General features: G+C 48.4%; 19 protein-coding genes. 16 read left to right on the top strand and 3 right to left on the bottom strand.

Annotated elements, in window-relative coordinates; genetic code table 11:
- Positions 1 to 43 precede the first annotated feature (43 nt).
- The 14 genes from CSD97_RS07385 to CSD97_RS07320 all read left to right on the top strand — a co-directional run bounded on the left by CSD97_RS07385 (position 44) and on the right by CSD97_RS07320 (position 18,831).
- Positions 44 to 2,539 (top strand): DUF4965 domain-containing protein, encoded by a 2,496-nt coding sequence (locus CSD97_RS07385; RefSeq protein ID WP_098032186.1) that lies wholly within the window; start codon positions 44 to 46, stop codon positions 2,537 to 2,539.
- A gap of 17 nt (positions 2,540 to 2,556) precedes the next feature.
- The gene (locus tag CSD97_RS07380; RefSeq protein WP_098032185.1) at positions 2,557 to 4,863 is read left to right on the top strand and encodes a GH92 family glycosyl hydrolase; all 2,307 of its coding nucleotides are present in this window, start codon (positions 2,557 to 2,559) and stop codon (positions 4,861 to 4,863) included.
- A gap of 129 nt (positions 4,864 to 4,992) precedes the next feature.
- Positions 4,993 to 5,997: a glycoside hydrolase family 43 protein gene (locus tag CSD97_RS07375; RefSeq protein WP_098032184.1), complete on the top strand. Its 1,005-nt coding sequence runs from the start codon at positions 4,993 to 4,995 to the stop codon at positions 5,995 to 5,997.
- A gap of 35 nt (positions 5,998 to 6,032) precedes the next feature.
- Positions 6,033 to 7,517 (top strand): glycoside hydrolase family 125 protein, encoded by a 1,485-nt coding sequence (locus tag CSD97_RS07370; RefSeq protein ID WP_098032183.1) that lies wholly within the window; start codon positions 6,033 to 6,035, stop codon positions 7,515 to 7,517.
- Between the two features lie 68 nt (positions 7,518 to 7,585).
- On the top strand, positions 7,586 to 9,583 hold the full coding sequence (locus CSD97_RS07365; RefSeq protein ID WP_229104717.1) for a beta-L-arabinofuranosidase domain-containing protein: 1,998 nt from the start codon (positions 7,586 to 7,588) through the stop codon (positions 9,581 to 9,583).
- Between the two features lie 79 nt (positions 9,584 to 9,662).
- Positions 9,663 to 10,751, top strand: coding sequence for an acyltransferase (locus tag CSD97_RS07360; protein ID WP_098032181.1), 1,089 nt, complete (start codon positions 9,663 to 9,665; stop codon positions 10,749 to 10,751).
- 381 nt (positions 10,752 to 11,132) lie between these two features.
- Positions 11,133 to 12,200: a tRNA 2-thiouridine(34) synthase MnmA gene (gene mnmA, locus CSD97_RS07355; protein WP_098032197.1), complete on the top strand. Its 1,068-nt coding sequence runs from the start codon at positions 11,133 to 11,135 to the stop codon at positions 12,198 to 12,200.
- 23 nt (positions 12,201 to 12,223) lie between these two features.
- A complete protein-coding gene (locus tag CSD97_RS07350; protein WP_098032180.1) occupies positions 12,224 to 13,597 on the top strand; it encodes a S8 family serine peptidase in 1,374 nt (457 codons plus the stop codon).
- 111 nt (positions 13,598 to 13,708) lie between these two features.
- Positions 13,709 to 14,941, top strand: a complete 1,233-nt coding sequence (xseA, locus tag CSD97_RS07345; RefSeq protein ID WP_098032179.1) for an exodeoxyribonuclease VII large subunit — start codon at positions 13,709 to 13,711, stop codon at positions 14,939 to 14,941.
- Between the two features lie 73 nt (positions 14,942 to 15,014).
- Positions 15,015 to 15,413 carry a lipocalin family protein gene (locus CSD97_RS07340; RefSeq protein WP_005833412.1) on the top strand — a complete coding sequence of 133 codons (399 nt, stop codon included), beginning with the start codon at positions 15,015 to 15,017 and terminating at the stop codon, positions 15,411 to 15,413.
- A gap of 12 nt (positions 15,414 to 15,425) precedes the next feature.
- Positions 15,426 to 15,641: an exodeoxyribonuclease VII small subunit gene (xseB, locus tag CSD97_RS07335; RefSeq protein ID WP_016273138.1), complete on the top strand. Its 216-nt coding sequence runs from the start codon at positions 15,426 to 15,428 to the stop codon at positions 15,639 to 15,641.
- 52 nt (positions 15,642 to 15,693) lie between these two features.
- Positions 15,694 to 16,713 (top strand): branched-chain amino acid aminotransferase, encoded by a 1,020-nt coding sequence (locus CSD97_RS07330; RefSeq protein WP_016273137.1) that lies wholly within the window; start codon positions 15,694 to 15,696, stop codon positions 16,711 to 16,713.
- A gap of 184 nt (positions 16,714 to 16,897) precedes the next feature.
- Positions 16,898 to 17,656, top strand: coding sequence for a tRNA (guanosine(46)-N7)-methyltransferase TrmB (gene trmB / locus CSD97_RS07325; RefSeq protein ID WP_098032178.1), 759 nt, complete (start codon positions 16,898 to 16,900; stop codon positions 17,654 to 17,656).
- Positions 17,657 to 17,730: 74 nt separating this feature from the next.
- Positions 17,731 to 18,831, top strand: coding sequence for an Mrp/NBP35 family ATP-binding protein (locus CSD97_RS07320; RefSeq protein ID WP_016273135.1), 1,101 nt, complete (start codon positions 17,731 to 17,733; stop codon positions 18,829 to 18,831).
- 92 nt (positions 18,832 to 18,923) lie between these two features.
- Here CSD97_RS07320 and CSD97_RS07315 read toward each other — a convergent pair whose 3' ends face one another.
- Positions 18,924 to 20,942, bottom strand: coding sequence for a M56 family metallopeptidase (locus CSD97_RS07315; RefSeq protein ID WP_098032177.1), 2,019 nt, complete (start codon positions 20,940 to 20,942; stop codon positions 18,924 to 18,926).
- Positions 20,943 to 20,944: 2 nt separating this feature from the next.
- Positions 20,945 to 21,307, bottom strand: coding sequence for a BlaI/MecI/CopY family transcriptional regulator (locus tag CSD97_RS07310; RefSeq protein ID WP_005829755.1), 363 nt, complete (start codon positions 21,305 to 21,307; stop codon positions 20,945 to 20,947).
- A 206-nt stretch (positions 21,308 to 21,513) separates the two neighbouring features.
- Between CSD97_RS07310 and CSD97_RS07305 the strand changes: the two genes are divergently transcribed.
- Positions 21,514 to 23,052: a Gfo/Idh/MocA family oxidoreductase gene (locus tag CSD97_RS07305; RefSeq protein ID WP_009037849.1), complete on the top strand. Its 1,539-nt coding sequence runs from the start codon at positions 21,514 to 21,516 to the stop codon at positions 23,050 to 23,052.
- 69 nt (positions 23,053 to 23,121) lie between these two features.
- Here the strand turns inward: CSD97_RS07305 and CSD97_RS07300 are convergent, their stop codons facing one another.
- Positions 23,122 to 25,023, bottom strand: a complete 1,902-nt coding sequence (locus tag CSD97_RS07300; RefSeq protein WP_098032176.1) for a TlpA disulfide reductase family protein — start codon at positions 25,021 to 25,023, stop codon at positions 23,122 to 23,124.
- 146 nt (positions 25,024 to 25,169) lie between these two features.
- On the opposite strand from CSD97_RS07300, the gene CSD97_RS07295 reads away from it, so the two are divergent.
- The gene (locus CSD97_RS07295) at positions 25,170 to 26,237 is read left to right on the top strand and encodes an SGNH/GDSL hydrolase family protein (protein ID WP_005833392.1); all 1,068 of its coding nucleotides are present in this window, start codon (positions 25,170 to 25,172) and stop codon (positions 26,235 to 26,237) included.
- Positions 26,238 to 26,427 lie beyond the last annotated feature (190 nt).

Raw genomic sequence — 26,427 nt, 5'->3', positions numbered from 1 at the left:
TTTTAGCATTTAACAACATAAACAATTATATTATATAAACGATATGAGAAAAAAGCTTTTATACCCCTTGTTGGCATCATGCCTTTTTGCGTGCAGTGACAAGGATACGTCTTATGAAGTCGTCAAGAATGACTTGAGAGCTCCAGCCTACCCGCTTGTTACCATCGACCCTTATGCCAGTGCATGGTCCATGAGCGATAACCTTTATGACAGCCCCGTTCGCCATTGGACGGGTAAGGATTTCCCTCTGATTGGCGTGGTGAAGGTAGACGGTGTTTCCTACCGTTTTATGGGGACTGAAGAATTGGAGATGAATGCAATCGTGCCCACCTCTCAGCAAGGGGAGTGGACTGGACGGTATATCACAGACAAGCCCGCTGGCGACTGGACATCTGCCGATTACAATGATTCCGGATGGAAGTCGGACCGTGGTGCCTTTGGTACCAAAGAAAATGAGCCTACAGCCAAGACCCAATGGGGAACCCGCAATATCTGGGTGCGCCGTACGGTAAATATCGACCGCGATTTGACCGGCATACCTGTCTATCTGGAATTCTCCAATGATGATGATGCCGTATTCTATATCAACGGAGTGAAGATACACAGTACGGGAACCACATGCAATAAGAACAAGGTCGTGAAACTTTCCGATGAGGCTTTGGCTGCTTTGAAACAAGGAGACAACATCATTGCCGCCGAGTGTATCAATCCGGTCGGCAACGGTCTGCTCGACTTCGGCCTGCAGATTCCGAAACATCAGGAAACCGTGTTTGGCAACACAGCTGTGCAGACCTCTGCTGACGTGCAGCCCATGCAGACACACTACGCTTTTACCTGTGGTGATGTCGACTTGAAAGTCACTTTCACGGCACCTCTTTTCATGGAAGACCTGAAGCTGTTGAGCCGCCCCGTGAATTACCTTACTTACAGTGTTGCTGCCCGTGATGGCAAGGAACACGATGTGGAGGTGTACTTTGAGGCCTCGCCGCGCTGGGCGCTCGACCAGCCTTACCAGCAATCTGCAAGCGAGGGATATGAAGCTGACGGGCTGCTTTACTTGAAGAGCGGAAGCAAAGAGCAGAATATCCTGGCTAAGCAGGGCGATGACCTTCGCATTGACTGGGGATATTTCTACATGGTTTCCGGTAAAGAAAACACAGCATACAGCATCGGCAACAGTACCGAACTGCGCAAGAACTTCGTGAACGGCACCTTTAATTCAGCTTCGCTTGCGGGTGAGGACAGCAACGGGAATATGGCCTTGGTGCGTGACTATGGTAAAGTGAGGAAGGTTACCGACAAGATAATGCTGGGATATGACGACATCTATTCCATCCAATACTTCGGTACAAACTTGCGTTCTTACTGGAACTCGAGAGGCGACCGTACCATCGAGTCGGAAATGCTGGCCGCCTACAATGAGTATGACGAGTTGCTGGCACGCTGCTATGCCTTCGATAAAAAGTTAATGGAGGATGCTTCTGCCGTAGGCGGCAAGGAATATGCCGAACTCTGCGCGTTGGCCTACCGTCAGTCCATTGCCGCCCACAAGCTGGTGGAAGCTCCCAACGGTGACCTTTTGTGGCTGTCGAAGGAAAACAACAGTAACGGCTGTATCAATACGGTGGACCTGACCTACCCCTCGGCTCCCCTCTATCTGATCTATAATCCTGAACTGGAGAAAGGCATGATGAACGGTATCTTCCATTATAGTGAAAGCGGCAAATGGACCAAGCCCTTCGCCGCCCATGATTTGGGTACCTATCCTCTTGCCAACGGACAGGTTTACGGAGGCGATATGCCGGTTGAGGAGAGTGGAAACATGCTGATTCTTACGGCTGCCATTGCTGCCGTAGAAGGCAATGCCGACTATGCTGCCAAACATTGGGAAGTGCTCACCACCTGGACCGACTATCTGGTGGAAAAGGGACTCGATCCTGAGAACCAGCTCTGTACCGACGACTTCGCCGGACACTTTGCCCATAACACGAATCTTTCCATCAAGGCAATTTTAGGGGTGGCCTCTTATGGCCGGTTGGCCGAAATGCTCGGCAAGAAGGATGTTGCCGAAAGCTATACAACGAAGGCCCGTCAGATGGCGGCTGAGTGGGAACGTATGGCCAACGACGGCGACCATTATCGTCTGACCTTTGACAAGCCGGGTACCTGGAGCCAGAAGTACAACCTTGTCTGGGATAAATTGCTCGGACTGAACATCTTTGACACAAAAATTGCAGAAATGGAGATACCTTATTATCTGACGAAGCAGAATATTTATGGTTTGCCTCTGGACAGTCGTGAGACTTATACCAAGACCGACTGGATCATGTGGACTGCTACAATGGCTCCTGACCTGGCCACTTTCCGTGAATTCATCGTTCCTCTGCATAAGTTCATGAACGAAACGATAGACCGCGTGCCTATGTCCGACTGGGTGTTTACCGACAAGCCCAATTGGCGTGGCTTCAAGGCCCGCTCGGTAGTAGGCGGATATTACATGAAAATGCTTGAAGGCAAGCTGATTGGAAATAAACAATGACAAAATCTATTAAACGAATGAAAAGACTTTTTGCATGGGGAACCGCCCTCCTTCTTGTAGGCGGTATGCAGGCGGCCTTACTGCCGGTTGACGAGCCGATTACTCCTGTTGATTACGTCAGCACCTTGGTTGGCACGCAATCCAAGCATGCCCTTTCTACGGGCAACACTTATCCTGCTGTGGCAATGCCTTGGGGTATGAATTTCTGGACACCACAGACCGGTACTATGGGGGATGGATGGGCTTATACTTATGATGCCGACAAGATTCGCGGATTCAAGCAGACACACCAGCCCAGTCCGTGGATTAACGATTACGGACAGTTTGCCATTATGCCTATCACCGGAAAGGTGGCTTTCGACCAGGACGAGCGTGCCAGTTGGTTTTCTCATAAAGCCGAGACCGCCACTCCTTATTATTATAAAGTCTATCTTGCCGACCATGATGTGACGGCGGAGTTTGCTCCTACCGAGCGTGCCGCTGCCTTCCGTTTCACTTTCCCTGAAACGGAGGAAGCCTATGTGGTGGTCGATGCCATGGACAACGGTTCTTTTGTGAAAATCATTCCGGCTGAAAAGAAAATCATAGGCTACACCACCAAGAACAGTGGTGGTGTGCCAAGCAATTTCAAGAACTACTTTGTATTGCAGTTCGATAAGCCTTTTACTTATACTGCTGCCGTGAAGGACGGAAAGATTGCCCCCCGTACCACCGAGGCAAGTGCCAATCATGCCGGTGGCATCATCGGTTTTCATACCCTCCGTGGCGAGCAGGTGAATGTACGTGTGGCTTCCTCGTTCATCAGTCACGAGCAGGCCGAGTTGAACTTGAAGGAACTGGGTGACCGGACGCTTGAAGAGGTGGCGAAAGCCGGGCGTGACGAATGGAACCGGGTACTGGGCCGCATTGAAGTGCAGGATACCGACCTCGACCGTCTGCGTACTTTCTACTCTTGTTTCTACCGTTCTGTGCTTTTCCCGCGCAGTTTCTACGAGATAGATGCGCAAGGTCAGGTAATGCACTACAGCCCCTATAATGGTGAGGTGCTGCCCGGCTATATGTTTACCGACACCGGTTTTTGGGACACTTTCCGTTGTCTCTTCCCCTTTCTCAACCTGATGTATCCATCCATGAATGCCAAGATGCAGGAAGGATTGGCCAACACTTACAAGGAGAGCGGTTTCCTGCCCGAATGGGCCAGTCCGGGACACCGTGGTTGCATGGTGGGCAACAATTCCGCCTCTGTGGTGGCGGATGCCTGGCTGAAAGGTCTGCGTGGCTACGACATCGAGACATTATGGAATGCTGTGAAGAGCGGTACGGAGAATGTGCATCCCGAGGTTTCCTCTACCGGACGCCTGGGACATGAGTATTACAACAAGCTGGGTTATGTGCCCTATAATGTGGGTATCAACGAAAATGTAGCCCGTACGCTGGAGTATGCTTATGATGATTGGTGCATCTACCAGTTGGGACTTTCGCTCGGCAAGTCGAAGAAAGAACTGGCTCCTTTTGCCAAACGCGCGCTGAACTACCGGAATCTTTTCGACCCTGCCCATAAGTTGATGCGCGGCAAGAATGAAGACGGTACGTTCCAATCGCCTTTCAACCCCTTGAAGTGGGGTGACGCCTTCACCGAAGGAAACAGTTGGCATTATTCGTGGTCGGTTTTCCACGATCCGCAAGGACTCATTGACCTGATGGGTGGCAAGGACTCCTTCAACCAGATGATGGATTCCGTGTTTGTGTTGCCGCCTGTGTTCGACGAAAGTTATTATGGCAGTGTCATCCACGAAATTCGGGAGATGCAGATCATGAACATGGGCAACTACGCTCACGGCAACCAGCCCATACAGCACATGATTTACCTCTATAACTATTCCTCCCAGCCGTGGAAGGCGCAGTACTGGCTGCGTGAGGTTATGGAGCGTATGTACAGTGCCAATCCCGACGGCTATTGCGGTGATGAGGACAACGGCCAGACATCTGCTTGGTACGTGTTTTCAGCTTTGGGATTCTATCCCGTCTGTCCGGGTACAGATCAGTATGTGCTGGGTGCTCCTCTTTTCCGTTCTGTGCGTCTGCACTTGGAAAATGGCAAGACTGTGACGATTGAAGCTCCTGAGAATAGTCGTGCCAACCGCTACGTGCAGAAACTTACAGTGGATGGCGTTGACTATACACGCAACTTTCTGACACACGAGCAACTGACGAACGGCTCCTCGCTGCGCTTCACTATGGACAATGTGCCCAACAAACTGCGTGGGACAGGAGAGGAGGATGCTCCTTACTCCTTCTCGAAAACGCTTAAAAAGAAGAAGTGACCTCAAAGCCAAAACCATAGCAATTAATGATGAGGGTGTGCCGAATGTCTGACGGAGTGATAGCTGAAAAACGTTTTGACACACCCTCTCTCTCTTACGATAAATCACTGTTTGAAAACCCTATTTACCATGAAACTTAAGAAACTTACTATTTACTGCTTGGCATTGTTTTGCTCCTCTTCTTCTGTTTATGCGCAATCTGGTGAAGAAGTTCAAAAGAAACGTAGCGGCAATCCGATTTTTCCCGGTTGGTATGCCGACCCTGAGGGAGTAGTGCTGGACGGGAAGTTCTGGATTTATCCTACATATTCCGCTCCTTATGATGAACAGACTTTTATGGATGCCTATTCTTCGCCCGACTTGGTGCATTGGACCAAACATCCACGCGTGCTTTCAAAGGAAAATATCCCATGGTTGCGCCGTGCTTTGTGGGCGCCGGCTGTTATCGAGGCCAATGACCGCTATTATCTTTTCTTCGGAGGGAACGATATACAGAACAACTCTGAGATTGGCGGTATCGGTGTGGCTGTGGCAGACAATCCGGCAGGTCCTTTCAAAGATGTGCTGGGCAAGCCCCTGATTGATAAAATTGTGAATGGCGCACAGCCCATCGACCAGTTTGTGTTCCGTGATGACGATGGCACTTACTATATGTACTATGGCGGATGGGGGCATTGCAACATCGTGAAACTGTCTTCCGATTTACTTAGTGTCGTTCCTTTTGATGATGGCACAGTCTATAAAGAAGTGACTCCTCAGGACTATGTGGAAGGTCCTTTCATGTTGAAACGTAACGGAAAGTATTACTTCATGTGGTCGGAAGGCGGTTGGGGAAGTCCCGACTACCGTGTGGCCTATGCCATTGCCGACTCTCCTTTCGGGCCGTTCCATCGCGAGGGAATCATTCTTCAGCAGGATGCCGATGTGGCTACCGGTGCCGGACATCATTCAGTGGTGCGTGGAAAAGGTAAGGACGAATGGTACATCATTTACCACCGTCGCCCGTTGGGAGAAACGGCAGCAAACAGCCGTGCCACCTGCATTGACCGGATGTACTTTGACAAAAAAGGAAAGATAAAGCCGGTGCGCATGACTTTCGAGGGAGTGAAAGCTACCACCCCTCCACTTGACTAATAGCAATTTTCAATTCAAATTTATATAGAAGAAATATGAGTCTTAATTCCAAAAAGATTTGTTTCAGCCTTGTCCTGGCTGCGGCTGCCGGGATGGTTCAGGCTGTCAATAGTAGCTGCCTTCTTGCCGATGCGGGCTTTGTAGCCGTGCAGGATAATACGGTATCTGCCGGTAACTATACCTCTAACCGTCCTAAAGAGAAACAACGACTTTTCCGTTCCACTGCCGTGGAGAAAGAGATTGTCCGTGTACAGATGCTTTTGAAGAACCGCAAGCTTTCCTGGATGTTTGCCAACTGTTTTCCAAATACGCTGGATACTACTGTGCACTTCCGCAAGGGCAGCGATGGAAAGCCTGATACTTTTGTATATACGGGTGACATCCATGCTATGTGGTTGCGTGACTCAGGGGCGCAAGTATGGCCATATGTGCAGCTTGCCAATAACGACCCGAAACTGAAAGAGATGCTGGCCGGTGTTATTCTACGCCAGTTCAAATGTATCAATATCGACCCATATGCGAATGCTTACAACGATGGTGCGCTGCCCGATGGGCATTGGATGAGTGACCTTACTGACATGAAGCCCGAACTGCATGAACGTAAATGGGAAATCGACTCGCTTTGTTATCCTTTACGGTTGGCTTATCACTACTGGCAGGTGACGGGTGACACTTCGGTTTTCGGTGCTGAATGGCTGGAAGCCATCCGCAATATTTATACTACTTTTTGTCAGCAGCAGCGCAAAGAGGGTGCCGGTCCCTACAAATTTCAACGCAAGACGGAGCGTGCGCTCGATACGCTGAACAATGATGGTCTGGGTGCTCCTGTCCGTCCGGTGGGACTTATCGTGTCCTGCTTCCGCCCGTCGGACGATGCCACAACGCTTCAGTTCCTTGTGCCTTCCAACTTCTTTGCTGTCACTTCCTTGCGTAAGGCTGCCGAGGTTCTGGAAACAGTGAACAAGGAGACTGCTTTGGCTGCCGATTGCCGTGCCTTGGCCGATGAGGTGGAAATGGCTTTGAAACGCTATGCAACCTACAATCATCCTGAATTTGGTACCATTTATGCTTTCGAGGTTGATGGTTTCGGTAATCATTTGCTGATGGACGATGCCAATGTGCCTAGCTTGCTTGCCATGCCCTATCTGGGAGATGTAGACGTCAATGACCCTATTTATCAGAATACCCGCCGTTTTGTGTGGAGCGACAGCAATCCTTATTTCTTCTGCGGCAAAGCCGGTGAAGGTATCGGCGGACCGCATATCGGCTATGACATGGTGTGGCCTATGAGCATTATGATGAAAGCTTTCACAAGCCGGGATGATGCCGAAATCAAAACTTGCATCAAGATGCTGATGGATACGGATGCCGGTACGGGCTTCATGCACGAGTCGTTCCATAAGGATGATGCAACTAACTTCACCCGCCCTTGGTTTGCTTGGCAGAACACCCTTTTCGGTGAGTTGATATTGAAGTTGGTTAATGAAGGGAAGGTGGATTTATTGAATAGCATTGATTAAGATATAACATGAAGAACTTATATACATGGGTGGCTGCCTTCCTTTTCGTGGCATTGGCAATTTCGGTTATGGCTTGTACTTCTGCCTCTTCTGCTGGTACGGTGACGGTGGTTGACCGGCCGGATATACATGCTGTCAATACTAATTATATGGGTTACCGTGCCCCGCTTCGTCCATTGAACTTTATAAAATTGCCAGTAGGCAACATCCGTCCCGAGGGGTGGGTAAGGAAATTTCTGGAGTTGCAGCGCGACGGCCTGACCGGACATTTAGGGGAAATCAGTGCTTGGTTGGAAAAGGATGACAACGCTTGGCTTACGACCGGTGGGGACCATGGTTGGGAGGAAGTTCCCTATTGGCTCAAAGGGTATAGCAGTTTGGCATATATTCTGAATGATCCGAAGATGATAGAAGAAACCAAATACTGGATCGAAGGCGTATTTGCCAGTCGCCAGCCGGACGGTTATTTCGGCCCGGTCAACGAACGCAATGGAAAACGCGAACTTTGGGCACAGATGATTATGCTCTGGTGCCTGCAATCTTATTACGAGTATTCTCAAGACCAGCGTGTCATAGACCTGATGACAAACTACTTTAGATGGCAGATGACGGTTCCCGACGACCGACTTCTGGAAGACTTTTGGGAGAATAGTCGTGGAGGCGATAATATCATTAGCATTTACTGGCTTTACAGTCATACGGGAGATGCTTTTTTGCTCGAATTGGCCGAAAAGATTCATCGCAATACTGCGGACTGGACTCAGTCGACCTCTTTGCCCAACTGGCACAACGTAAACATTGCCCAATGTTTCCGTGAGCCTGCTACTTATTATATGCAGACCGGTGATTCTGCCATGCTGAAAGCCTCTTATAATGTCCATCGACTGATTCGTCGTACTTTCGGGCAAGTGCCCGGTGGCATGTTCGGGGCAGATGAGAATGCCCGTTTGGGATATATCGACCCCCGCCAAGGGGTGGAAACCTGCGGGCTGGTTGAGCAGATGGCTTCTGATGAAATTATGCTTCGCATAACGGGCGATCCCTTATGGGCCGAGCATTGCGAAGAAGTTGCATTTAACTCTTATCCGGTTGCCGTGATGCCGGATTTTAAAGCGTTGCGCTACATCACTTGCCCGAACCATGTCGTCAGTGATTCCAAGAATCATCATCCGGGCATTGACAACCGCGGACCGTTTCTTTCGATGAATCCTTTCAGCAGTCGTTGCTGTCAGCACAATCATGCACAAGGCTGGCCCTACTTTGCCGAGCATCTGGTTTTGGCAACTCCCGACAATGGAGTGGCAACGGCTCTTTATGCAGCTTGCAAAGCTGTGGTGAAAGTAGCTGATGGAAAGGAAATCACTTTGCACGAAGAGACGAATTATCCTTTTGAGGAAGACATCCGTTTTTCTGTCTCTACCGAGGGAAAAGTCGTCTTCCCGTTCTATTTCCGAATCCCTTCATGGACTCAAAAGGCGAAAGTGTGCGTGAATGGTGAGGAAGTGGATGCGGTTCCCGTGGCAGGGAAGTATCTCTGCATCCATCGCGAGTGGTCGGATGGTGACTGTGTGGAATTGACGTTTCCGATGTCTTTGTCCATGCGCACCTGGCAGGTCAATAAAAACAGCGTAAGTGTGGATTACGGTCCTCTCACGCTCTCTCTTAAGATTGCTGAGAAATATGTGGAGAAGGACAGCCGCGAAACGGCCATCGGTGATTCTAAATGGCAAAAAGATGCTGACCCTCAAAAATGGCCCACTACTGAGATATATTCCGGCAGCGCGTGGAATTATTCGCTGGTGTTGGACAAGACAGAACCCTTGAAACACTTCGAGGTAATCCGTAAATCATGGCCGGCCGACGACTACCCTTTTACGGTGGCCAATGTACCTTTGGAGGTGAAGGCTGTCGGCCGATTGGTTCCCGAATGGGAAATAGATGAAACCGGGTTGTGTGGCGTGTTGCCCGAAGAGGATGCAGCGAGAGGCGACAAAGAAGAAATCACACTCATCCCTATGGGAGCTGCGCGGTTAAGGATATCTGCGTTCCCGAATACAAGAGAATAAATTGATGAATGATGCGGACAGTAGTGAAGTGCTGACATCTTTAACTCCTGACTTGCATAAATAGAAAACTTAAAATAAAATGAAACGTATTGCTTTTTTGGATTACGTGCGCGTGTTTGCGTGCTTCTTGGTCATGTTGGTTCATGCCAGTGAGAATTTTTATGGAGCTGCCGGCTCTACAGATATGGTAGGACCGCAGTCTTTCCTTCAGAATGAGGGCGATAGGTTGTGGGTATCAGTTTATGATGGTTTCTCTCGTATGTCTGTGCCTCTGTTCATGATTGTTTCGGCTTATCTGCTTGCACCGATGAAGAAAGGACAAAGCTGTTGGCAGTTTTACCGCAAACGTTTCCTGCGCATCATGCCGCCGTTCGTCTTTTTCATGGTACTATATAGCACGTTGCCCATGTTGTGGGGACAGATAGACGGCGAACAATCTCTGAACGACCTTTCACGTATCTGGCTGAACTTTCCTGCGCTTGCCGGGCACTTCTGGTTTATGTATCCGTTGATAAGTCTTTATCTGTTCATTCCGGTCATTTCACCGTGGCTGGAGAAGGTTTCGGCCAAAGAAGAACGTTTCTTCATCGGATTGTTTCTGATTTCTACTTGTATACCTTTCCTCAACCGTTGGTTTGGTGAAGTATGGGGACAGTGTTTCTGGAACGAATATCACATGTTATGGTATTTTTCGGGTTATTTAGGCTATCTTGTGCTGGCACATTATATCCGCGTGCATCTTACTTGGGGGCGCTCCTTGCGTCTGCGGGTCGGTTTCTTGCTTATGCTGGTCGGCGCGGCGGCTACCATATGGTCGTTCTATGTCCAGGCTGTTCCAGGAGTGGTTCATTCTACACCGGTCATTGAGGTGGGATGGGCTTTCTGTACCCTTAATTGCGTGGCGTTGACGGCAGGCACATTTTTGTTGTTCGGCTGTATCAGCATTCCGCAGCCTCCGCGCATCATTGCCGAAATGTCTAAACTCAGCTACGGCATGTTTCTTATGCACATTTTCTGGCTTGGCTTGTGGGTGTCGGTGTTTAAGTCTACATTGGGATTGCCCACTGTGGCTGCCATTCCGGTTATAGCGGTATGTACGTTTATCAGTTGTTTCGTGGCAACCAAGCTCATCTCGTTGATACCGGGCAGTAAATGGATTATCGGGTAAAAACCTTGTATTCGCTTTCCCGTTGAAGGCTCGGGAGCTGTCAATTGCCTGCTGCTAACCTCACTGTAGTAGGGGCGTAGCGTCACTGCAAAATGGTTGCATTCTTTTTGCACTGATTATCTGCTGATTCATAAATGGTTATGCTAAGAGGAAAGGAGGTGTAATCAAAGACAGATGCGTAATTGATAAGAAAACGCCGGAACACCTATGAGGTGCGGTAGTGCGAAGGAAAGAGGTCTTACCGGAAAAGCCGATGAATAGGAAGGTTGAGGAAGAAGGTGAAGGCTGTGGAGGATGAAAATACTCTCTCTTTAGCTGAAAAGCTGTGTATTCTGCTTGAAAACGTGTACTTTTGCAGATTATATGAATGAATGGCAGAATATGAACAAATCCGAAAAGCGAGTATTAGTGGGAATGAGCGGAGGTATAGACAGTACCGCCACTTGCCTGATGTTGAGGGAACAGGGCTATGAGATAGTCGGCCTCACCATGTGGGTGTGGGGAGACGAACCGGTGGAAGCCCGCAACCTTGCCGACAGTATGGGAATTGAACACCATGTGGCAGATGAGCGTGAGGCTTTCCGGCAGATTATTGTTCAGAACTTTATCGATGAATATCGTCGGGGGCGTACTCCCAATCCTTGTGTGATGTGTAATCCGTTATTCAAGTTCCGTATCCTGACGGAGTGGGCGGACAGGTTGGGGTGTGCGTTCATTGCTACCGGGCACTACACCCGTCTGGAGGAACGGAACGGGAAGGTTTACATTGTTGCCGGGGATGATGATAAGAAAGACCAGTCCTATTTCCTCTGGCGACTGGGGCAGGAGGTGTTGAAGCGATGCATCTTCCCGTTGGGAGCATTCACCAAGATGCAGGTTCGCGAGTATCTTCGTGATAAAGGATATACGCTCAAGGCGGAAGAAGGGGAAAGCATGGAAGTCTGTTTCATCAAGGGAGACTACCGCGACTTCTTGCGCGAGCATTCCTCGGAGATAGACAGTGAAGTGGGGCCGGGATGGTTTGTCAATTCGGAAGGCGTCAAACTGGGGGAGCACAAAGGATTTCCTTACTACACTATCGGACAGAGGAAAGGCCTGGAGATAGCTTTGGGCAAACCTGCCTATGTGCTGAAAATTAATCCGCAGAAGAATACCGTGATGCTGGGCGATGCGGAACAATTGAAGGCCGGATATATGCTGGCCGAAGAGGAGAATCTGACGGATGAAGACGAATTCTTTGGATCGGAAGAACTCACCGTGCGCATCCGTTATCGCAGCAAACCTATTCCTTGCACCGTGAAGCGCCTGGAGGACGGGCGTCTGCTGGTGCACTTCTTGTCGGAGGCTTCTGCCATTGCTCCAGGACAGTCTGCCGTGTTCTATGTCGGCCGGCGTGTGGTTGGAGGCTCATTCATCGCTTCCCAACGGGGCATCGGGATGTTTCTTTAATTTTTAATTTATAATTTCTAATTGTGAAAAGACTTGTACTTCTTTCAGCCTTTGTCCTGTTTGCGGCGGGAGCATCGGCACAACAAGATACTTTGAAGTATCGTATCAGCCTGAAGGATAAGGCTGCCACCACGTATTCGCTGGAACATCCGGAAGCGTTCCTTTCTGAAAAGGCGATTGAGCGTCGCCGGAAGCAGAATCTTCCGATAGACTCGACAGACCTTCCGGTATGCCGTAAGTATGTGGATGAGATTCGCAGGCAAGGCGCGAAGATTGTCGTTACCGGCAAATGGGAGAATTTTGTTACAGTGTCCTGCAACGACTCTGCATTGATAGAGCGTATTGCCGCCCTGCCTTTTGTTCGGAAGACGGAAAAGGTCTGGATAGCTCCCGGAGGTGACGGGCCGTTCATGGCGACAGAGCGCGACTCTCTGATAAACCGCCCAAGCGTGCATCCCGACAGCATTTATGGATTGGCTGTCGACCAGATACGGCTGAGCAATGGCGATAAGCTGCACGAAGAAGGCTTCAAGGGACAAGGAATGACGATTGCCGTTATCGACGCGGGTTTCCACAATGCCGACAAGATAACCGCCATGCAGAATATCCGCATCCTGGGTACGAAGGATTTTGTGAATCCCCAATCGGATATATTTGCCGAAAGCAGCCACGGCATGGCGGTGCTCTCGTGCATCGCCATGAATCGCCCCGGTGTCATGACCGGTACAGCTCCCGAAGCTTCTTTCTGGTTGCTGCGTAGCGAAGACGAATACTCCGAGCATCTGGTAGAGCAGGACTACTGGGCTGCTGCTGTGGAATATGCCGATAGCGTGGGAGTGGATGTGCTTAATACTTCATTGGGATATTACGCTTTCGATGATAAATCCAAGAATTATAAGCTCCGCAATCTGGATGGGCACTATGCGCTGATGTCACGTCAGGCATCGCGCATAGCCGATAAGGGCATGGTATTGGTATGCAGTGCCGGAAATTCGGGCACCGGTTCTTGGAAGAAGATTACGCCTCCGGGCGATGCCGAAAATGTGCTGACGGTGGGTGCTGTCGACAAGGAAGCTGTTCTGGCTCCTTTCTCGTCTGTAGGGAATACGGCAGACCATCGGATAAAGCCGGATGTTGTAGCCGTCGGGCTGGGTGCCGACGTTATACGTACGGACGGCAACCAGGGAAGGGCGAACGGTACCTCTTTTGCCTCACCCATTATGTGCGGCATGGTGGCTTGCTTGTGGCAGGCTTGTCCCGAACTTACGGCAAAAGAAGTGATAGAATTGGTGCGCCGTTCCGGTGACCGTACGGATTATCCTGATAATATCTATGGCTATGGCGTGCCCGATATGTGGAAGGCGTATCAGGATTATCAGTCCGAAAGAAACAAATAACGAGAATTTCTGTTGGCTTGCCAATAGTGTATTGTCACTTTATCACGAATAAAGTACCGCTTTATTACGGATAAAATTTTATAAAGTTATAACTGGTTGAATGATAGCTATATGGAAGCCTTGTCTTTACAAGAGTTGAATGCCCTTGTGCGCCGTAGTCTGGAGCAGTGTCTCCCCGATGAGTTTTGGGTGCAGGCAGAGTTGAGCGATGTGCGTACCAACAGTACAGGGCATTGCTATCTGGAATTTGTGCAGAAAGATCCCCGTAGCAATAGTCTGGTAGCTAAGGCGAGAGGCACCATCTGGGCAAATGTGTTTCGGTTGCTGAAGCCCTATTTTGAGGAGGCTACGGGGCAGGCATTTGTTTCGGGCATCAAAGTGCTGGTTCAGGTCACTGTCAGTTTCCACGAACTTTATGGATATAGTTTGACAGTGCAGGACATAGATCCCACCTATACGTTGGGCGATATGGCGCGTCGCCGCAGGGAAATATTGAGGCAGCTTGAGGAGGAGGGAGTCCTCACTCTTAATAAAGAACTGGATATACCCCGCCTGCCGCAACGTATTGCCGTCATATCTTCACCGACGGCGGCGGGCTATGGTGACTTCTGTCATCAGCTGGAAAACAATTCCCGGGGGTTCTACTTTTATACGGAGCTGTTTCCTGCCTTGATGCAGGGTGACCGTGTGGAGGAGTCTGTCCTTTCTGCTCTCGACCGGGTGAATGCACGCTTGTCCGAGTTTGATGTGGTTGCCATTATTCGCGGTGGAGGCGCCACGTCCGACTTGTCCGGTTTCGATACCTATCTGCTTGCTGCTGCTTGTGCACAGTTTCCGTTACCTATCATAACGGGTATCGGTCACGAGCGGGACGACACGGTGCTGGATTCTGTGGCACATACCCGTGTAAAGACCCCTACGGCCGCTGCCGAATTCTTAATAGAGTCCATGGACAGCGCTGCTGATGAACTGGAAATGCTTGCTTCCCGCTTGCATGAGGGTGTCAAGAATCTGTTGCAGCAGGAACAGCGCAGACTCTCTGGTTACAAGAACCGGATTCCTTCTGCCGCATACCATCGTATATCTGATGCAAAAATGGCTTTGCTGACTGTGCGGAAAGATGTGATGCAGGCTGTGACTTCCTCTTTGTTCCGCCATCGCCATCGCCTGGAATTGTTGCAACAACGATTGGCAGATGCTTCACCGGAAAAGTTGTTGGCTCGCGGTTACAGCATTACGTTGAAAGATGGGAAAGTAGTGAAGAATGCAGATGAACTGCAGGAGAATGATATGATAACAACCCGTCTGCAGAATGGTGAAGTGGTTTCAATAGTACATATTTAACTCTCATTCATGCAGTGTTTTGCAAATCTCTGTATTTTATGAATATTGCTTAAATCATTTAAAATGAACAAAGATGAAAACACAAAATTTGTTTTTTATGCTGATACTGATAAGTATGGCATTTAGTTTTATTTCATGTACGGATGAGGATGATAAGGTCGAAATTCCTCAACTGGTAGGTAAGTGGATTGTGAAAGAACCAGTCCTGCAGGACGATTTTGTGACCTGCTATACGTTTAATGCAGACAAGACCTATGAAGTTTATACCGGAAGCCCGTTATCTAACGGAGTCCCTTTTCGTGGAACTTATATCATAAGTCTTGATGAAAAATTGATTACGTTGTATGATAAAGAGGGACATTATACTGAACAATATCATATTTTGAAACTGACGTCCAAGGATATGAAGTGGGAGAACGCATCGTCCAAAGACGGGAATTCTGACAAACGGCTTGAGAAGTACAACGATTAATTAATTTCAATTATGCCGGTAACCAAGAAAAAAGAGACCTACTCCGAAGCCATGGCGCGTTTGGAGAAAATTGTCAGCCAGATAGACAACAACGAACTGGAGATAGATGTACTTGCCGAAAAGATAAAGGAGGCAAACGGAATTATAGCATTTTGCAGCGATAAATTGACCAAAGCCGACAAGGAAATTGAAAAATTACTGTCGGAGAAGCGAGAATCTGAAGAATAAAAGCTATTTTTGTTGCAAATTGTACGTAATGCAGTAACTAATACTTTGAGATATGAAAGAACTTGATTGGGCTAATCTGCCGTTCGGATATATGAAGACAGATTACAATGTGAGAATTTATTATCGTAACGAACAATGGGGTGAACTGGAAGTTTGCAGTGAGGAAACCATTCCTATGCACATGGCTGCCACTTGTTTGCACTACGGTCAGGAAGCATTTGAAGGTTTGAAAGCTTTTCGTGGTAAAGACGGTAAGGTGCGCATCTTCCGTTTGGAAGAGAATGCGGCGCGTCTGCAGTCCACCTGCCGGGGTATCTTGATGCCGGAGCTTTCTACGGAGCGTTTCAAAGAAGCCATTTTGAAGGTGGTGAAGCTGAACGAGCGTTTCATTCCGCCTTATGAATCGGGTGCTTCTCTGTATATTCGTCCGTTGCTGGTGGGTACCGGTGCACAAGTAGGTGTGCATCCTGCCAGCGAATATCTGTTTGTGGTGTTCGTGACCCCGGTAGGTCCTTACTTTAAGGGTGGATTCTCAACCAATCCGTATGTCATTATCCGCGAATTCGACCGTGCTGCACCGTTGGGTACCGGTACTTATAAGGTAGGTGGTAACTATGCAGCCAGCTTGCGTGCCAATAAGAAAGCGCACGATTTGGGTTATGCCTGCGAGTTCTATCTGGATGCCAAAGAAAAGAAATACATGGACGAGTGTGGTGCTGCCAACTTCTTCGGCATCAAGGACAATACGTATATCACTCCGAAATCCACTTCCATCCTGCCCTCCATCACCAACAAGAGCCTGATGCAGTTGGCAGAGGACATGGGTATGAAGGTAGAGCGTCGTCCGGTTCCTGAAGAAGAGTTGCTGACTTTCGAGGAAGCGGGTGCCTGCGGTACGGCTGCCGTTATCAGCCCCATCGAACGTATTGACGACGTAGAGAACGGTAAGTCATACGTTATTTCCAAAGATGGAAAACCAGGACCGGTATGTACGAAGCTCTACAACAAGCTGCGTGCTATCCAGTATGGCGATGAGCCGGATACTCATGGCTGGGTGACTATCGTTGAATAATTAGAGATTCTCTTGTGTCGTGAAAGTTTCCCGAAACCAAGATGGCACACAGATGACACAGATTAAACGGATGACCACAGATAAAGAGAAAAAAAATAATCTGTGAAAATCTGTCTAATCTGTGTCATCTGTGTGCACTTCTGTTTTCGGGGCATAGCATATATATATATAGGACCAAGTAATTATGGGAAAAAACAAGTTAGAGAAGTTTGCTGATATGGCGAGTTATCCGCATGTTTTCGAATATCCGTATTCTGCGGTAGATGATGTACCGTTTGACATGAAAGGGAACTGGCACGGGCAATTTTTCAAGAACGACCATCCTATTGTCCTGGAACTGGGCTGTGGTAGGGGAGAATATACTGTCGGATTGGGACGCATGTTTCCCGACAAGAACTTCATCGGAGTGGATATAAAGGGAGCCCGTATGTGGACGGGAGCTACCGAGTCGCTGCAATCGGAAATGAAGAATGTGGCCTTTCTGCGTACGAATATCGAAATCATCGACCGTTTTTTTGCTTCGGATGAAGTGAGTGAAATCTGGCTTACTTTCTCGGATCCGCAGATGAAGAAGGCTACCAAAAGGCTTACTTCCACTTATTTCATGGAGCGCTACCGCAAGTTTCTGAAGAATGACGGCATAGTCCATCTGAAGACGGACAGCAACTTCATGTTTACCTATACCCGGTACATGATTGAAAGAAACCGGTTGCCGGTGGATGTGATGGCGGAAGACTTATACCATTCCGGCATGGCTGATGAAATACTCAGCATCAAGACCTATTATGAACAACAATGGCTGGATCGTGGTTTGAATATCAAGTACATCAAGTTCCATCTTCCGCAAGCAGGCGAGTTGCAGGAGCCGGATGTGGAGATAGAACTGGATGAGTACCGCAGTTATAACCGTAGCAAGCGTAGCGGACTGCAAGCCAGCAAGTGATGCGAATCAGTAGTAGTTTAAGCCACTGATTCGCATAAAAATAGTAAATAGTAAATTGTCAAATAGTAAATGCAATGGCATTATATCCAAAATTAATCCTTGATGCATTGGCAACAGTGCGTTATCCCGGCACCGGAAAGAACCTTGTCGAGGCAGAGATGGTAGCCGATAATATGCGAATTGACGGGATGAAGGTCAGCTTCTCGCTGACGTTTGAGAAACCGACCGATCCTTTCATGAAGTCGATGGTGAAAGCTGCCGAGACAGCTATACACACATATGTCTCTCCCGAAGTGGAGGTTGTGATTACCACAGAGAGCCGCCAGGCGGCGCGACCGGAAGTAGGCAAACTTTTGCCTCAAGTGAAGAATGTTATCGGAGTGTCTTCCGGAAAAGGTGGTGTGGGCAAGTCTACGGTTGCTGCCAACCTTGCTGTATCTTTGGCAAAGTTGGGTTACAAGGTAGGGCTGCTGGATGCAGATATTTTCGGGCCTTCCGTTCCTAAGATGTTCCAAGTGGAAGATGCCCGTCCTGTGGCGGAGAACATTGGTGGACGTGATTTAATTGTTCCGATAGAGAAGTATGGCATCAAGCTGCTTTCCATCGGTTTCTTTGTCGACCCCGATCAGGCCACCTTGTGGCGTGGAGGCATGGCAAGCAATGCTTTAAAGCAACTGATTGGTGATGCCGACTGGGGAGAACTGGATTATTTCCTTATTGACCTTCCTCCCGGAACGAGTGACATTCACTTGACCGTGGTGCAGACCTTGGCGCTGACGGGGGCTATCGTTGTCAGCACACCGCAGGCTGTGGCACTGGCAGATGCACGCAAAGGCATCAATATGTTCACCAATGACAAAGTGAATGTGCCTATCCTCGGTTTGGTAGAGAATATGGCTTGGTTTACACCTGCCGAACTGCCGGAGAATAAATACTATATTTTCGGTAAAGAAGGAGCCAAGAGGTTGGCGGAAGAGATGAATGTACCGTTGCTGGGGCAGATACCTATTGTACAGAGCATCTGTGAGAGTGGTGATAAGGGCACTCCGGTTGCTTTGGATGAGAATACAGTGACCGGGCGTGCGTTCCTGCAACTGGCTGCTGCCGTAGTCCGTCAGGTAGACCGCAGAAATATGGAAATGGCGCCGACACGGATTGTGGAAGTGCATAAATAAACATGGATATTTTCCTTATGAAAAAGGAGCAATTGCCCGTCGCCGGGTAACTGCTCCTTTTTCATTTAAACTTGTTTAGAGAGAAAATTAGTTTATTTAGTTGGAGTAACAGTGGCATTCTGGACAGCAGGGTTTTTCTCCGGTTCTTGCAGACGGAACATGATGGGGACTGTATATTTTACGTTTACAGCTTGTCCTCTTTGCATGCCGGGCTTCCACTTGGGCATGATGGTAGTCAGACGGATTGCTTCAGCGTCCAGCAGTGGGTCGGCACCACGGATTACTCTGGGGCATATGATGTTCCCTTCTTTATCCACTATAAACTGTATGACCACTCTTCCCTGAATCTTAGCTTTTTGTGCAGCTACCGGATATTTGATGTTTTTACTGATGAATGCCATCATTGCAGACATGCCGCCGGGATATTCCGGCATTTTTTCTACGACTTCGAAAACGGTTACTTCCTCCGGGTAGGTTGTCTCTTCGGGAGCGTAACCCACTACTACCATTTCATCTATCTTGTTTTCAATGGGAGCATACTTAACTTGTGTATTGTCTTCTGTCAGACGGAACATCACGGGAACTGTATATTTTACTCGTACGGCTTCTCCTTTTTGTGTACCGGGTTTCCATTTGGGCATGACACTGACTACGCGCACGGCTTCTTTGTCCAAATCAGGGTCAACACCACGAAGCACTTTCGCATTGGCGATGCTACCGTCTTTTTCCACCACGAATTGTACGGTTACCCGCCCTTGTGTACCTTTCTTCATGGCTGCTTCCGGATACTTGATGTTCTTTTTCAAATATTCCATCAGTGCTGACATTCCTCCGTCGGGGAATTCGGGCATGTGTTCTACTACCTCGAAAATACCATTCGCATCGGGGGCGAGTGTAGGTGGGGTGTACTGATGCTCATCCATGTTGATGGTGCGTGTGGTTTCTCCTTGAGAGAGAACAAAAATGAAGTTGTTCCCGGTTTGGGAGGTGGCATACATCGTGGCATGTTTCAGTCCGTTCATGTCTAAGGTGATGTCGGTCTTTCCATCTCCTCCGGTCTTGAAGTTCAGTTGCTTTCCCGCCAGCGTGGTTTGGATTTTTACGTTCGGCACAACTTTCCCTTGCTTGTCTATTATGGTGACGTGGAAGGTCGTTTCGCCTTTCTGTTCAGGATTTATAATACTGAGGGGCAGCTCTTCTATTGCCGTTAGGGTGGGCATCCATATCTCGGAAGTCCGTGCCACGGTTTCGATATTGCTGACAATCATAAGTAAGGCCGCTAAAGGAAGGAACATCAAATATTTGGTTCTTCCTATTTCTTTTGTTCTCTTTTTGTTCATCATCTTGATGCGTTTTTTTAGAGGTAAAACATTGAAACTGTTATAGATAGTTGCTGCAGCCTTTTGATGTGACAATCCTAGCAGATGGTACTGGTAGGTTTTGGAGTCATAGCCGTTCTCCAATACGCGGGCATCGGCCATATATTCCAGATTGGTGCGGATTTCCCGTTTCATGAGCCAGGCAAAGGGATTGCACCAGCAAAAAATGCACACTAGTTCACTGATGATGACATCAATGGAGTGCCATTGCCGGGCGTGTGTCTGCTCATGGGTCAATATTTCGTTGAATTCCTCTTCCGTATGCGAGGACGGATGGATAAAAATCCAGTGGAAAAAGGAGAAAGGCCCGTCTGCTTTGGGAAACAGATGTATATTTGTGTTGCCTATTTGTACCTTGCGGCATCGGCATGCCAGGTGGATGATGCCCGCCAGTTGCATGATGAGGCGTATCATCAGCAATGCCACTATTCCCCAATAGGCGATATTGGCATATTCTGAAAGGATGCTTTTCCAGTCGGTAGGAGCCGCTTCGGTGCCTATTGTGAGTTCCGGTAGCACAACGCTGGCATAGAGGTCTGCCATGGCCACCATCGGTTCCTGCTCCGTAATCCACGTTTGTATGTTCAGCAGAGGTACGGCGGCAGAAACGGCAAAGAAGCAGAGCAGTGCGGTTCTGCGCCAGCCGAAAAACGTGTCTTTGTAGAAGAACAGCCGATAGAATGCATAAAACAGTACTATCGCTACATTCACTTTCAGAAAATAGGCTAACATGTTTACTCCTTTCCTTTCTCTATCATGTCTATAATGTCTTTCAGGTCATTGGCCGAAATCTTCTGGTCTTTGGCGAAGAACGAAACCATTTCCTTATAAGAATTTTCAAAGTAGTTGCGCACAAAACCGCTCATAAAGGTACGTTTGTATTCGCTTTCGCGTATAAGCGGGGTATACTGGTAAGTGTTGCCTACACGTGCGGCACGGATATACTGCTTGCGCTCCAGGTTTTTCACAATAGATGCTACTGTTGTGTAGGGAGGCGCCGGTTTGGGGTATTTGGCAACAATGTCTTTTACGAAGCAACTGCCCAGTTCCCAAATGTACAACATTGCTTCTTCTTCTTGTATCGTTAACTTTTCCATGGATAAAGTATTTAAATGAATTCAATGCAAATCTACGAATATTTCGTAAAGTAGCATCAAACAGTGAGTTAATTAATCTAAATGCGTTTACTGTATGTATATTCTTTTGTCTGATTGAAAAGAACATGGCTGTTGATAATCTTCTTTTGGTTAAGATTATCTATCTTTGTTGCAATTAATTCTTTTACCTTAAATAAAGCAGAAATATGGGAACAGTTAAATCGTTGTTGCTGGGAATGTGCTTCGTATTGGGTGCATGCACAAGCCAGACTTCTACTGTGCAAACCACAGAGAAGGGAACTCAATGGGAATGGCAGAATGGTACCATTGTTGTCAAAACTCCCGAGCGTCCGGCAGGACAGAAGAGTGTATTGGGACTGACTACTCCGAAGTTGGAGGCAGTCCGTGTGGGTTTTGTTGGTTTGGGTATGCGTGGCCCCGGAGCAGTGGAGCGTTTCACTTATATTCCGGGTACGCAGGTAGTGGCTCTTTGTGATTATGAAGAGGCCCGTGCAGATAAATGTCAGGAGCTCTTGAAGAAGGCATCCATGCCCAAGGCCGCCGTCTATTCCGGTGACAAAGGATACGAGGAACTCTGCAAACGTGATGATATAGATTTGGTTTATGTTGCTGCAGACTGGCTGCATCACTTCCCCGTTGCCAAGTGTGCGTTGGAGAATGGAAAGAATGTAGCGATAGAAGTGCCTTCGGCCATGAATCTGCAGGAATGCTGGGATTTGATTAACTTGAGTGAATCTACCCGTAAGCATTGCTTCATTCTGGAGAACTGCTGCTATGACTGGTTCGAGATGAATACGCTGAACATGGCGCAGCATGGCGTGTTCGGTGAAGTTATCCGTGCGCAGGGTGCTTATATACATAATTTGAGCCCGTTTTGGGACCATTATTGGAAGAATGGAGAAAATGACAAGCTGGGCTGGCGTTTGGACTACAACATGAAGCATCGTGGTGACGTGTATGCCACCCATGGCCTTGGCCCGGTGGCGCAAGCACTGGATATTCACCGTGGTGACCGTATGGAAACGTTGGTAGCCATGGATACCAAGTCTGTAGTGGGCAAGGAGCTGGTAGAAAAAAGAACCGGCGAGGAGTGCAAGGAATTCCGTAACGGTGACCATACCACGACCATGATTCGTACAGCCAATGGAAAGGTGATTGAGATTCAGCACAATGTAATGACACCACAGCCTTATAACCGTTTGTATCAGCTTACGGGTACCAAGGGATTCGCCAACAAATATCCGGTAGAAGGGTATGCGCTTGACGCTGACCAGCTGAGTGCATCGGGCGTTCAGCCCAAAGTGGATGATTTGAATTCACACGGTTTCCTGCCGGAGACGGAGATGGAGGCACTCGTGGAGAAATACCAGCATCCCATTTTAAAGAAGTACGGTGAGATGGCGAAGGAAGTAGGAGGTCATGGTGGCATGGACTTCGTGATGGACAGCCGTCTGGTATATTGCCTGCAAAACGGTCTTCCTTTGGATATGGATGTATACGACCTTGCTGAGTGGTGCTGCCTTGCAGAATTGGGAGAACTTTCTATGGACAACGGTTGTGCGGCTGTGGCATTCCCCGATTTCACCCGTGGTGAATGGAATGTGGTGAAGGGCTACAAGCATGCATATGCAACTCCGGAAGAGGAAGCGGCTGCTATGGAGAAGGCAAAGGCATTTACTGCTAAACTGAAAGAGCAGGGAGCCAAGGAATGGGCTGAAAAGTAATAGCGGTATACTGATAAAACAAAAAAACAGCAGGTGATAAGCCTGCTGTTTTTTTGTTTTATCAGTTTGTCATTTAGTCACTTTCAGCAACTCTTCCTTCATCTTCTCTACTCCCGGAAAGCCGGTTTGTCTGAACGTGGTGTTTCCTTCGCGGTCTACAATCAGATAAGTCGGTACCCCTTCTATCTTGAATGCATCCGATAGGTATTTCCATTGGGCATCCGTCAGGCGGAAGTGTTCGCCGTGGATGTCGGGAATCATATTCTCCCAGGTCTTCAAGGGGGAGGTTTCACCGGTGATGTACAGATATACGATATCCTTGTCTTTCAGTTCCTCCTTCATGGGGGCCATCATCTTGTTTGCCATACGGCATGGACCGCACCAAGTGGCCCAGAAATCTACTAACAATACTTTTCCTTTGAATTTGCTGATGATAGAAGTGAACAAATCTTCGTTGCTGACGTTGGCGTCCACTTGGTTGATGGTATAGCCCGTCTTTTTCTTGTTGGCTTCGAGTTGTGCCAGCAGTTCGTCATTGGCGGCAGTCAGCATTTCACGGTATGCGGCGGGCATGGCGGCAACGGTGGCCTTTTGCTCGTCGGTGAGCGGGGTGAAGTTCTTGATACCCCGGTAGAGGGTGACATTGCGGGCTATGTCGAAGAAGATACCTTTGTCGGTTCCCCAGGCTTTGGCCAATTCTCCACTCCGTTCGACATTCCTTGAAGCCATTTGTACATACTGGTTGGACAAGACTGCCTGCGGCACATTCAATATACTCATATCTTCGTCGGACACGTAGTTGGCGGGTACTTTCCGGGCAAGTTCCTGATAGTAGTTGTTTGCTTCCTCCCGTTTGATGAGATTGGCGTGTAGGGCAGCCGATGTCAAGATGCTGGCAACGGAAGACAGCATGGCATTTGTAATCAGTTTGTTATTGATAGTCAAAAGTTGTCGGGTAGAAGCACTATAAGGCAACTTGTCTATTGCTTCTTGTGTTTCGTCGGATATTTGAAGTACGTATGCTTTGGCTGCATCAATATCCTTGCCAGCCAGTGCAGCTATGTTTTGATAGAGCTTGTCTTGCATGTCGATGCCGAGGTGGTTTCCGTTCAATTCTTGTGCCACGGTTTCCAGCGGTCCGTTGATATATACCATTTCTCCATAGGGTTTCCCTTCGCTGTGGAATTTAGACTTGCGCCGGGAAGCTTCGCGTAGATTGACGTATATTTCTGTTGTCTTGCCGGGTTCCATGAAGAACTGGAGCATATGCTCTCTACCCAAATATATGGTACATGGGGTAGTGCCGGGCAATGTTACTTCTTTGGTGAAACTGCCGTCAGGCTGGATGTCGAGTGGTATGTCCGTGATGTCTCCTTTGATATTCTCCCACACGGCAATACTGATTGGCATTCCCATATTGGGGCGTGAATCCAGGAGTTTTCCTTTCAGCATGGCTTTTCCGTATTGGATGACCGGTTCGGGAAGTTCGGCATTAGGGTCGGCTTTGTGTACTACGGCGTTCTGGGGAAGTGCCAGTTCCGGCAGTTTCTTGCTTTTCAGTTGTATTCCCCAGATGCTGAATCCGTTTTCCACCTTTTCGCCTTCGGTGAAGTCGAAGGAGGTAGCATTGTCGGATAGGGGAGGAAAGACCAACTGGAATTCCGCTTCGCCCGATTCGGGCATCCAAAATTCTTTACCTGGTATGATGCCTATACCGGAACGCAGTTGGTAGGTTTCTCCGTTATTGTCTGTCAGGTAGCTGTCGGGTGCAATCTGTATCCAGTACTTGGGACGATACTTGGCATAGATGTGGAGCACGGTTGCCGTGTCACTGATGACTACTTTACTCACTTCGATGGAAGTCGTGTTTCTTACGATAAACGCTGGTTGGTCAATCACACGGTTTTTGGCTTGCAGGGTACAGCAGATGCACAGTAGGAAGCCTGCTAAGAGTAAATGAATGTGTCTCATATAAATTGTTTTTTGCGAAATTACGAATGTTTCGTAAAGAAACAAGTATGTGGGAGTTAATTGATGTAAAATACTTCCATTTCTTCGTTTTTCAAAGAAACCTTGTATCTTTGCCATCTGATACTTAACACTTAATATCTTGTCATATGAGAACCAGAATTCTTTTGATGGGCTTGTTGTTGGCCGCTGTTGCCAATGCCCAGACTATCTATCATGATGCTTCCGCCTTCCCCCTTCTGGGCAAAGCAACAGAATCTACCCTTACCCGCTATGAGCGTCTGCCGGACTCTCTGCAGAACATCTCCCGCAAGCCATTGTGGGACTTAGGCCGCAACAGTGCCGGACTCGCCGTGCGCTTCCGTTCCAACTCTACAAGCATTTCTGCCAAATGGGAAGTAAGGAACAATATGAGTATGAACCACATGACACCGACCGGCATTAAAGGCCTCGACCTCTACTGCTTGCAAGACGGTAAGTGGATATTTGCCGGTAGCGGACGTCCGCAGGGCAAAATCAATAAGGCGACTATCGTAAGCAATATGTTGCCCGAGGAGCGCGAATACCTTTTGTACCTTTCTTTATATGATGGGGTTACCTCGCTTTCCATCGGCGTGGATTCTTTATCCGCCATTACCCCGCCGGCAGTAGACTTGCCGAAACGTGAGAAGCCGGTGGTATTCTATGGTACCAGCATCTTGCAGGGAGGCTGCGCTTCCCGTCCCGGCATGGCGCATACCAATATTCTGGAACGTTGGCTCAATCGTGAGTGCATCAATCTGGGATTTAGCGGCAATGCCTTGCTCGACCTGGAGATTGCCGATGTCATAGCCGGTGTGGACGCTTCTATGTTTGTCCTCGACTTTGTGCCCAATGCTACCGTGGAGCAAATGAGAGAGCGTGCCGATAAATTCTATACCACTATCCGCAGCAAGCATCCCGATACGCCTGTCCTTTTCGTGGAAGACCCTCTCTTTACCCACTCTCCTTTTGACACCAGGATTGCCAAGGAGGTAAAGGACAAGAATGAGACATTGAATGCCTTTTTCCGTTCTTTGAAGCAACGTGGAGAGAAAAACATCTATTTCCTTGCTTCCCGTGACATCATCGGCCACGACGGGGAGGCTACAGTAGACGGCATTCATTTTACCGATTTGGGCTTTATGAGGTATGCTGAGATACTTTACCCGATATTGGAGAAACACATGCGACCGTAATTAGGTATTACAGCCCCGTTTGTCTGTTTGCTGCCTTGCCGATGCTGTAGGGCAACTATTTGTTTCCTTTAACAAAACAGTCTGTTTCCTATAAGGGAACAGACTGTTTCAATATGGCGAACAAACTGTTTTTATATATTGGAACAAATTGTTCTGATACGCTGAAACAAAGTGTTCAAACGCATGTGAA

It is taken from the genome of Bacteroides sp. AR29 (assembly GCF_900217715.1).
Classification (GTDB): Bacteria; Bacteroidota; Bacteroidia; order Bacteroidales; family Bacteroidaceae; genus Bacteroides; species Bacteroides uniformis.
The sequence above is the reverse complement of the archived record's forward strand: the minus strand, read 5'-3'. Positions and strand labels throughout refer to the sequence as shown.

Coding starts and splice junctions, on each gene's coding strand:
- CSD97_RS07315 (WP_098032177.1), bottom strand. CDS start 20,942: ATGTTAGCCTATTTTCTGAAAGTGAATGTAGCGATAGTACTGTTTTAT.
- CSD97_RS07370 (WP_098032183.1), top strand. CDS start 6,033: ATGAGTCTTAATTCCAAAAAGATTTGTTTCAGCCTTGTCCTGGCTGCG.
- CSD97_RS07365 (WP_229104717.1), top strand. CDS start 7,586: ATGGCTTGTACTTCTGCCTCTTCTGCTGGTACGGTGACGGTGGTTGAC.
- mnmA (WP_098032197.1), top strand. CDS start 11,133: ATGAACAAATCCGAAAAGCGAGTATTAGTGGGAATGAGCGGAGGTATA.
- xseA (WP_098032179.1), top strand. CDS start 13,709: ATGGAAGCCTTGTCTTTACAAGAGTTGAATGCCCTTGTGCGCCGTAGT.
- CSD97_RS07305 (WP_009037849.1), top strand. CDS start 21,514: ATGGGAACAGTTAAATCGTTGTTGCTGGGAATGTGCTTCGTATTGGGT.
- CSD97_RS07310 (WP_005829755.1), bottom strand. CDS start 21,307: ATGGAAAAGTTAACGATACAAGAAGAAGAAGCAATGTTGTACATTTGG.
- CSD97_RS07330 (WP_016273137.1), top strand. CDS start 15,694: ATGAAAGAACTTGATTGGGCTAATCTGCCGTTCGGATATATGAAGACA.
- xseB (WP_016273138.1), top strand. CDS start 15,426: ATGCCGGTAACCAAGAAAAAAGAGACCTACTCCGAAGCCATGGCGCGT.
- CSD97_RS07385 (WP_098032186.1), top strand. CDS start 44: ATGAGAAAAAAGCTTTTATACCCCTTGTTGGCATCATGCCTTTTTGCG.
- CSD97_RS07300 (WP_098032176.1), bottom strand. CDS start 25,023: ATGAGACACATTCATTTACTCTTAGCAGGCTTCCTACTGTGCATCTGC.
- CSD97_RS07320 (WP_016273135.1), top strand. CDS start 17,731: ATGGCATTATATCCAAAATTAATCCTTGATGCATTGGCAACAGTGCGT.
- CSD97_RS07295 (WP_005833392.1), top strand. CDS start 25,170: ATGAGAACCAGAATTCTTTTGATGGGCTTGTTGTTGGCCGCTGTTGCC.
- CSD97_RS07360 (WP_098032181.1), top strand. CDS start 9,663: ATGAAACGTATTGCTTTTTTGGATTACGTGCGCGTGTTTGCGTGCTTC.
- CSD97_RS07375 (WP_098032184.1), top strand. CDS start 4,993: ATGAAACTTAAGAAACTTACTATTTACTGCTTGGCATTGTTTTGCTCC.
- trmB (WP_098032178.1), top strand. CDS start 16,898: ATGGGAAAAAACAAGTTAGAGAAGTTTGCTGATATGGCGAGTTATCCG.
- CSD97_RS07380 (WP_098032185.1), top strand. CDS start 2,557: ATGAAAAGACTTTTTGCATGGGGAACCGCCCTCCTTCTTGTAGGCGGT.
- CSD97_RS07340 (WP_005833412.1), top strand. CDS start 15,015: ATGAAAACACAAAATTTGTTTTTTATGCTGATACTGATAAGTATGGCA.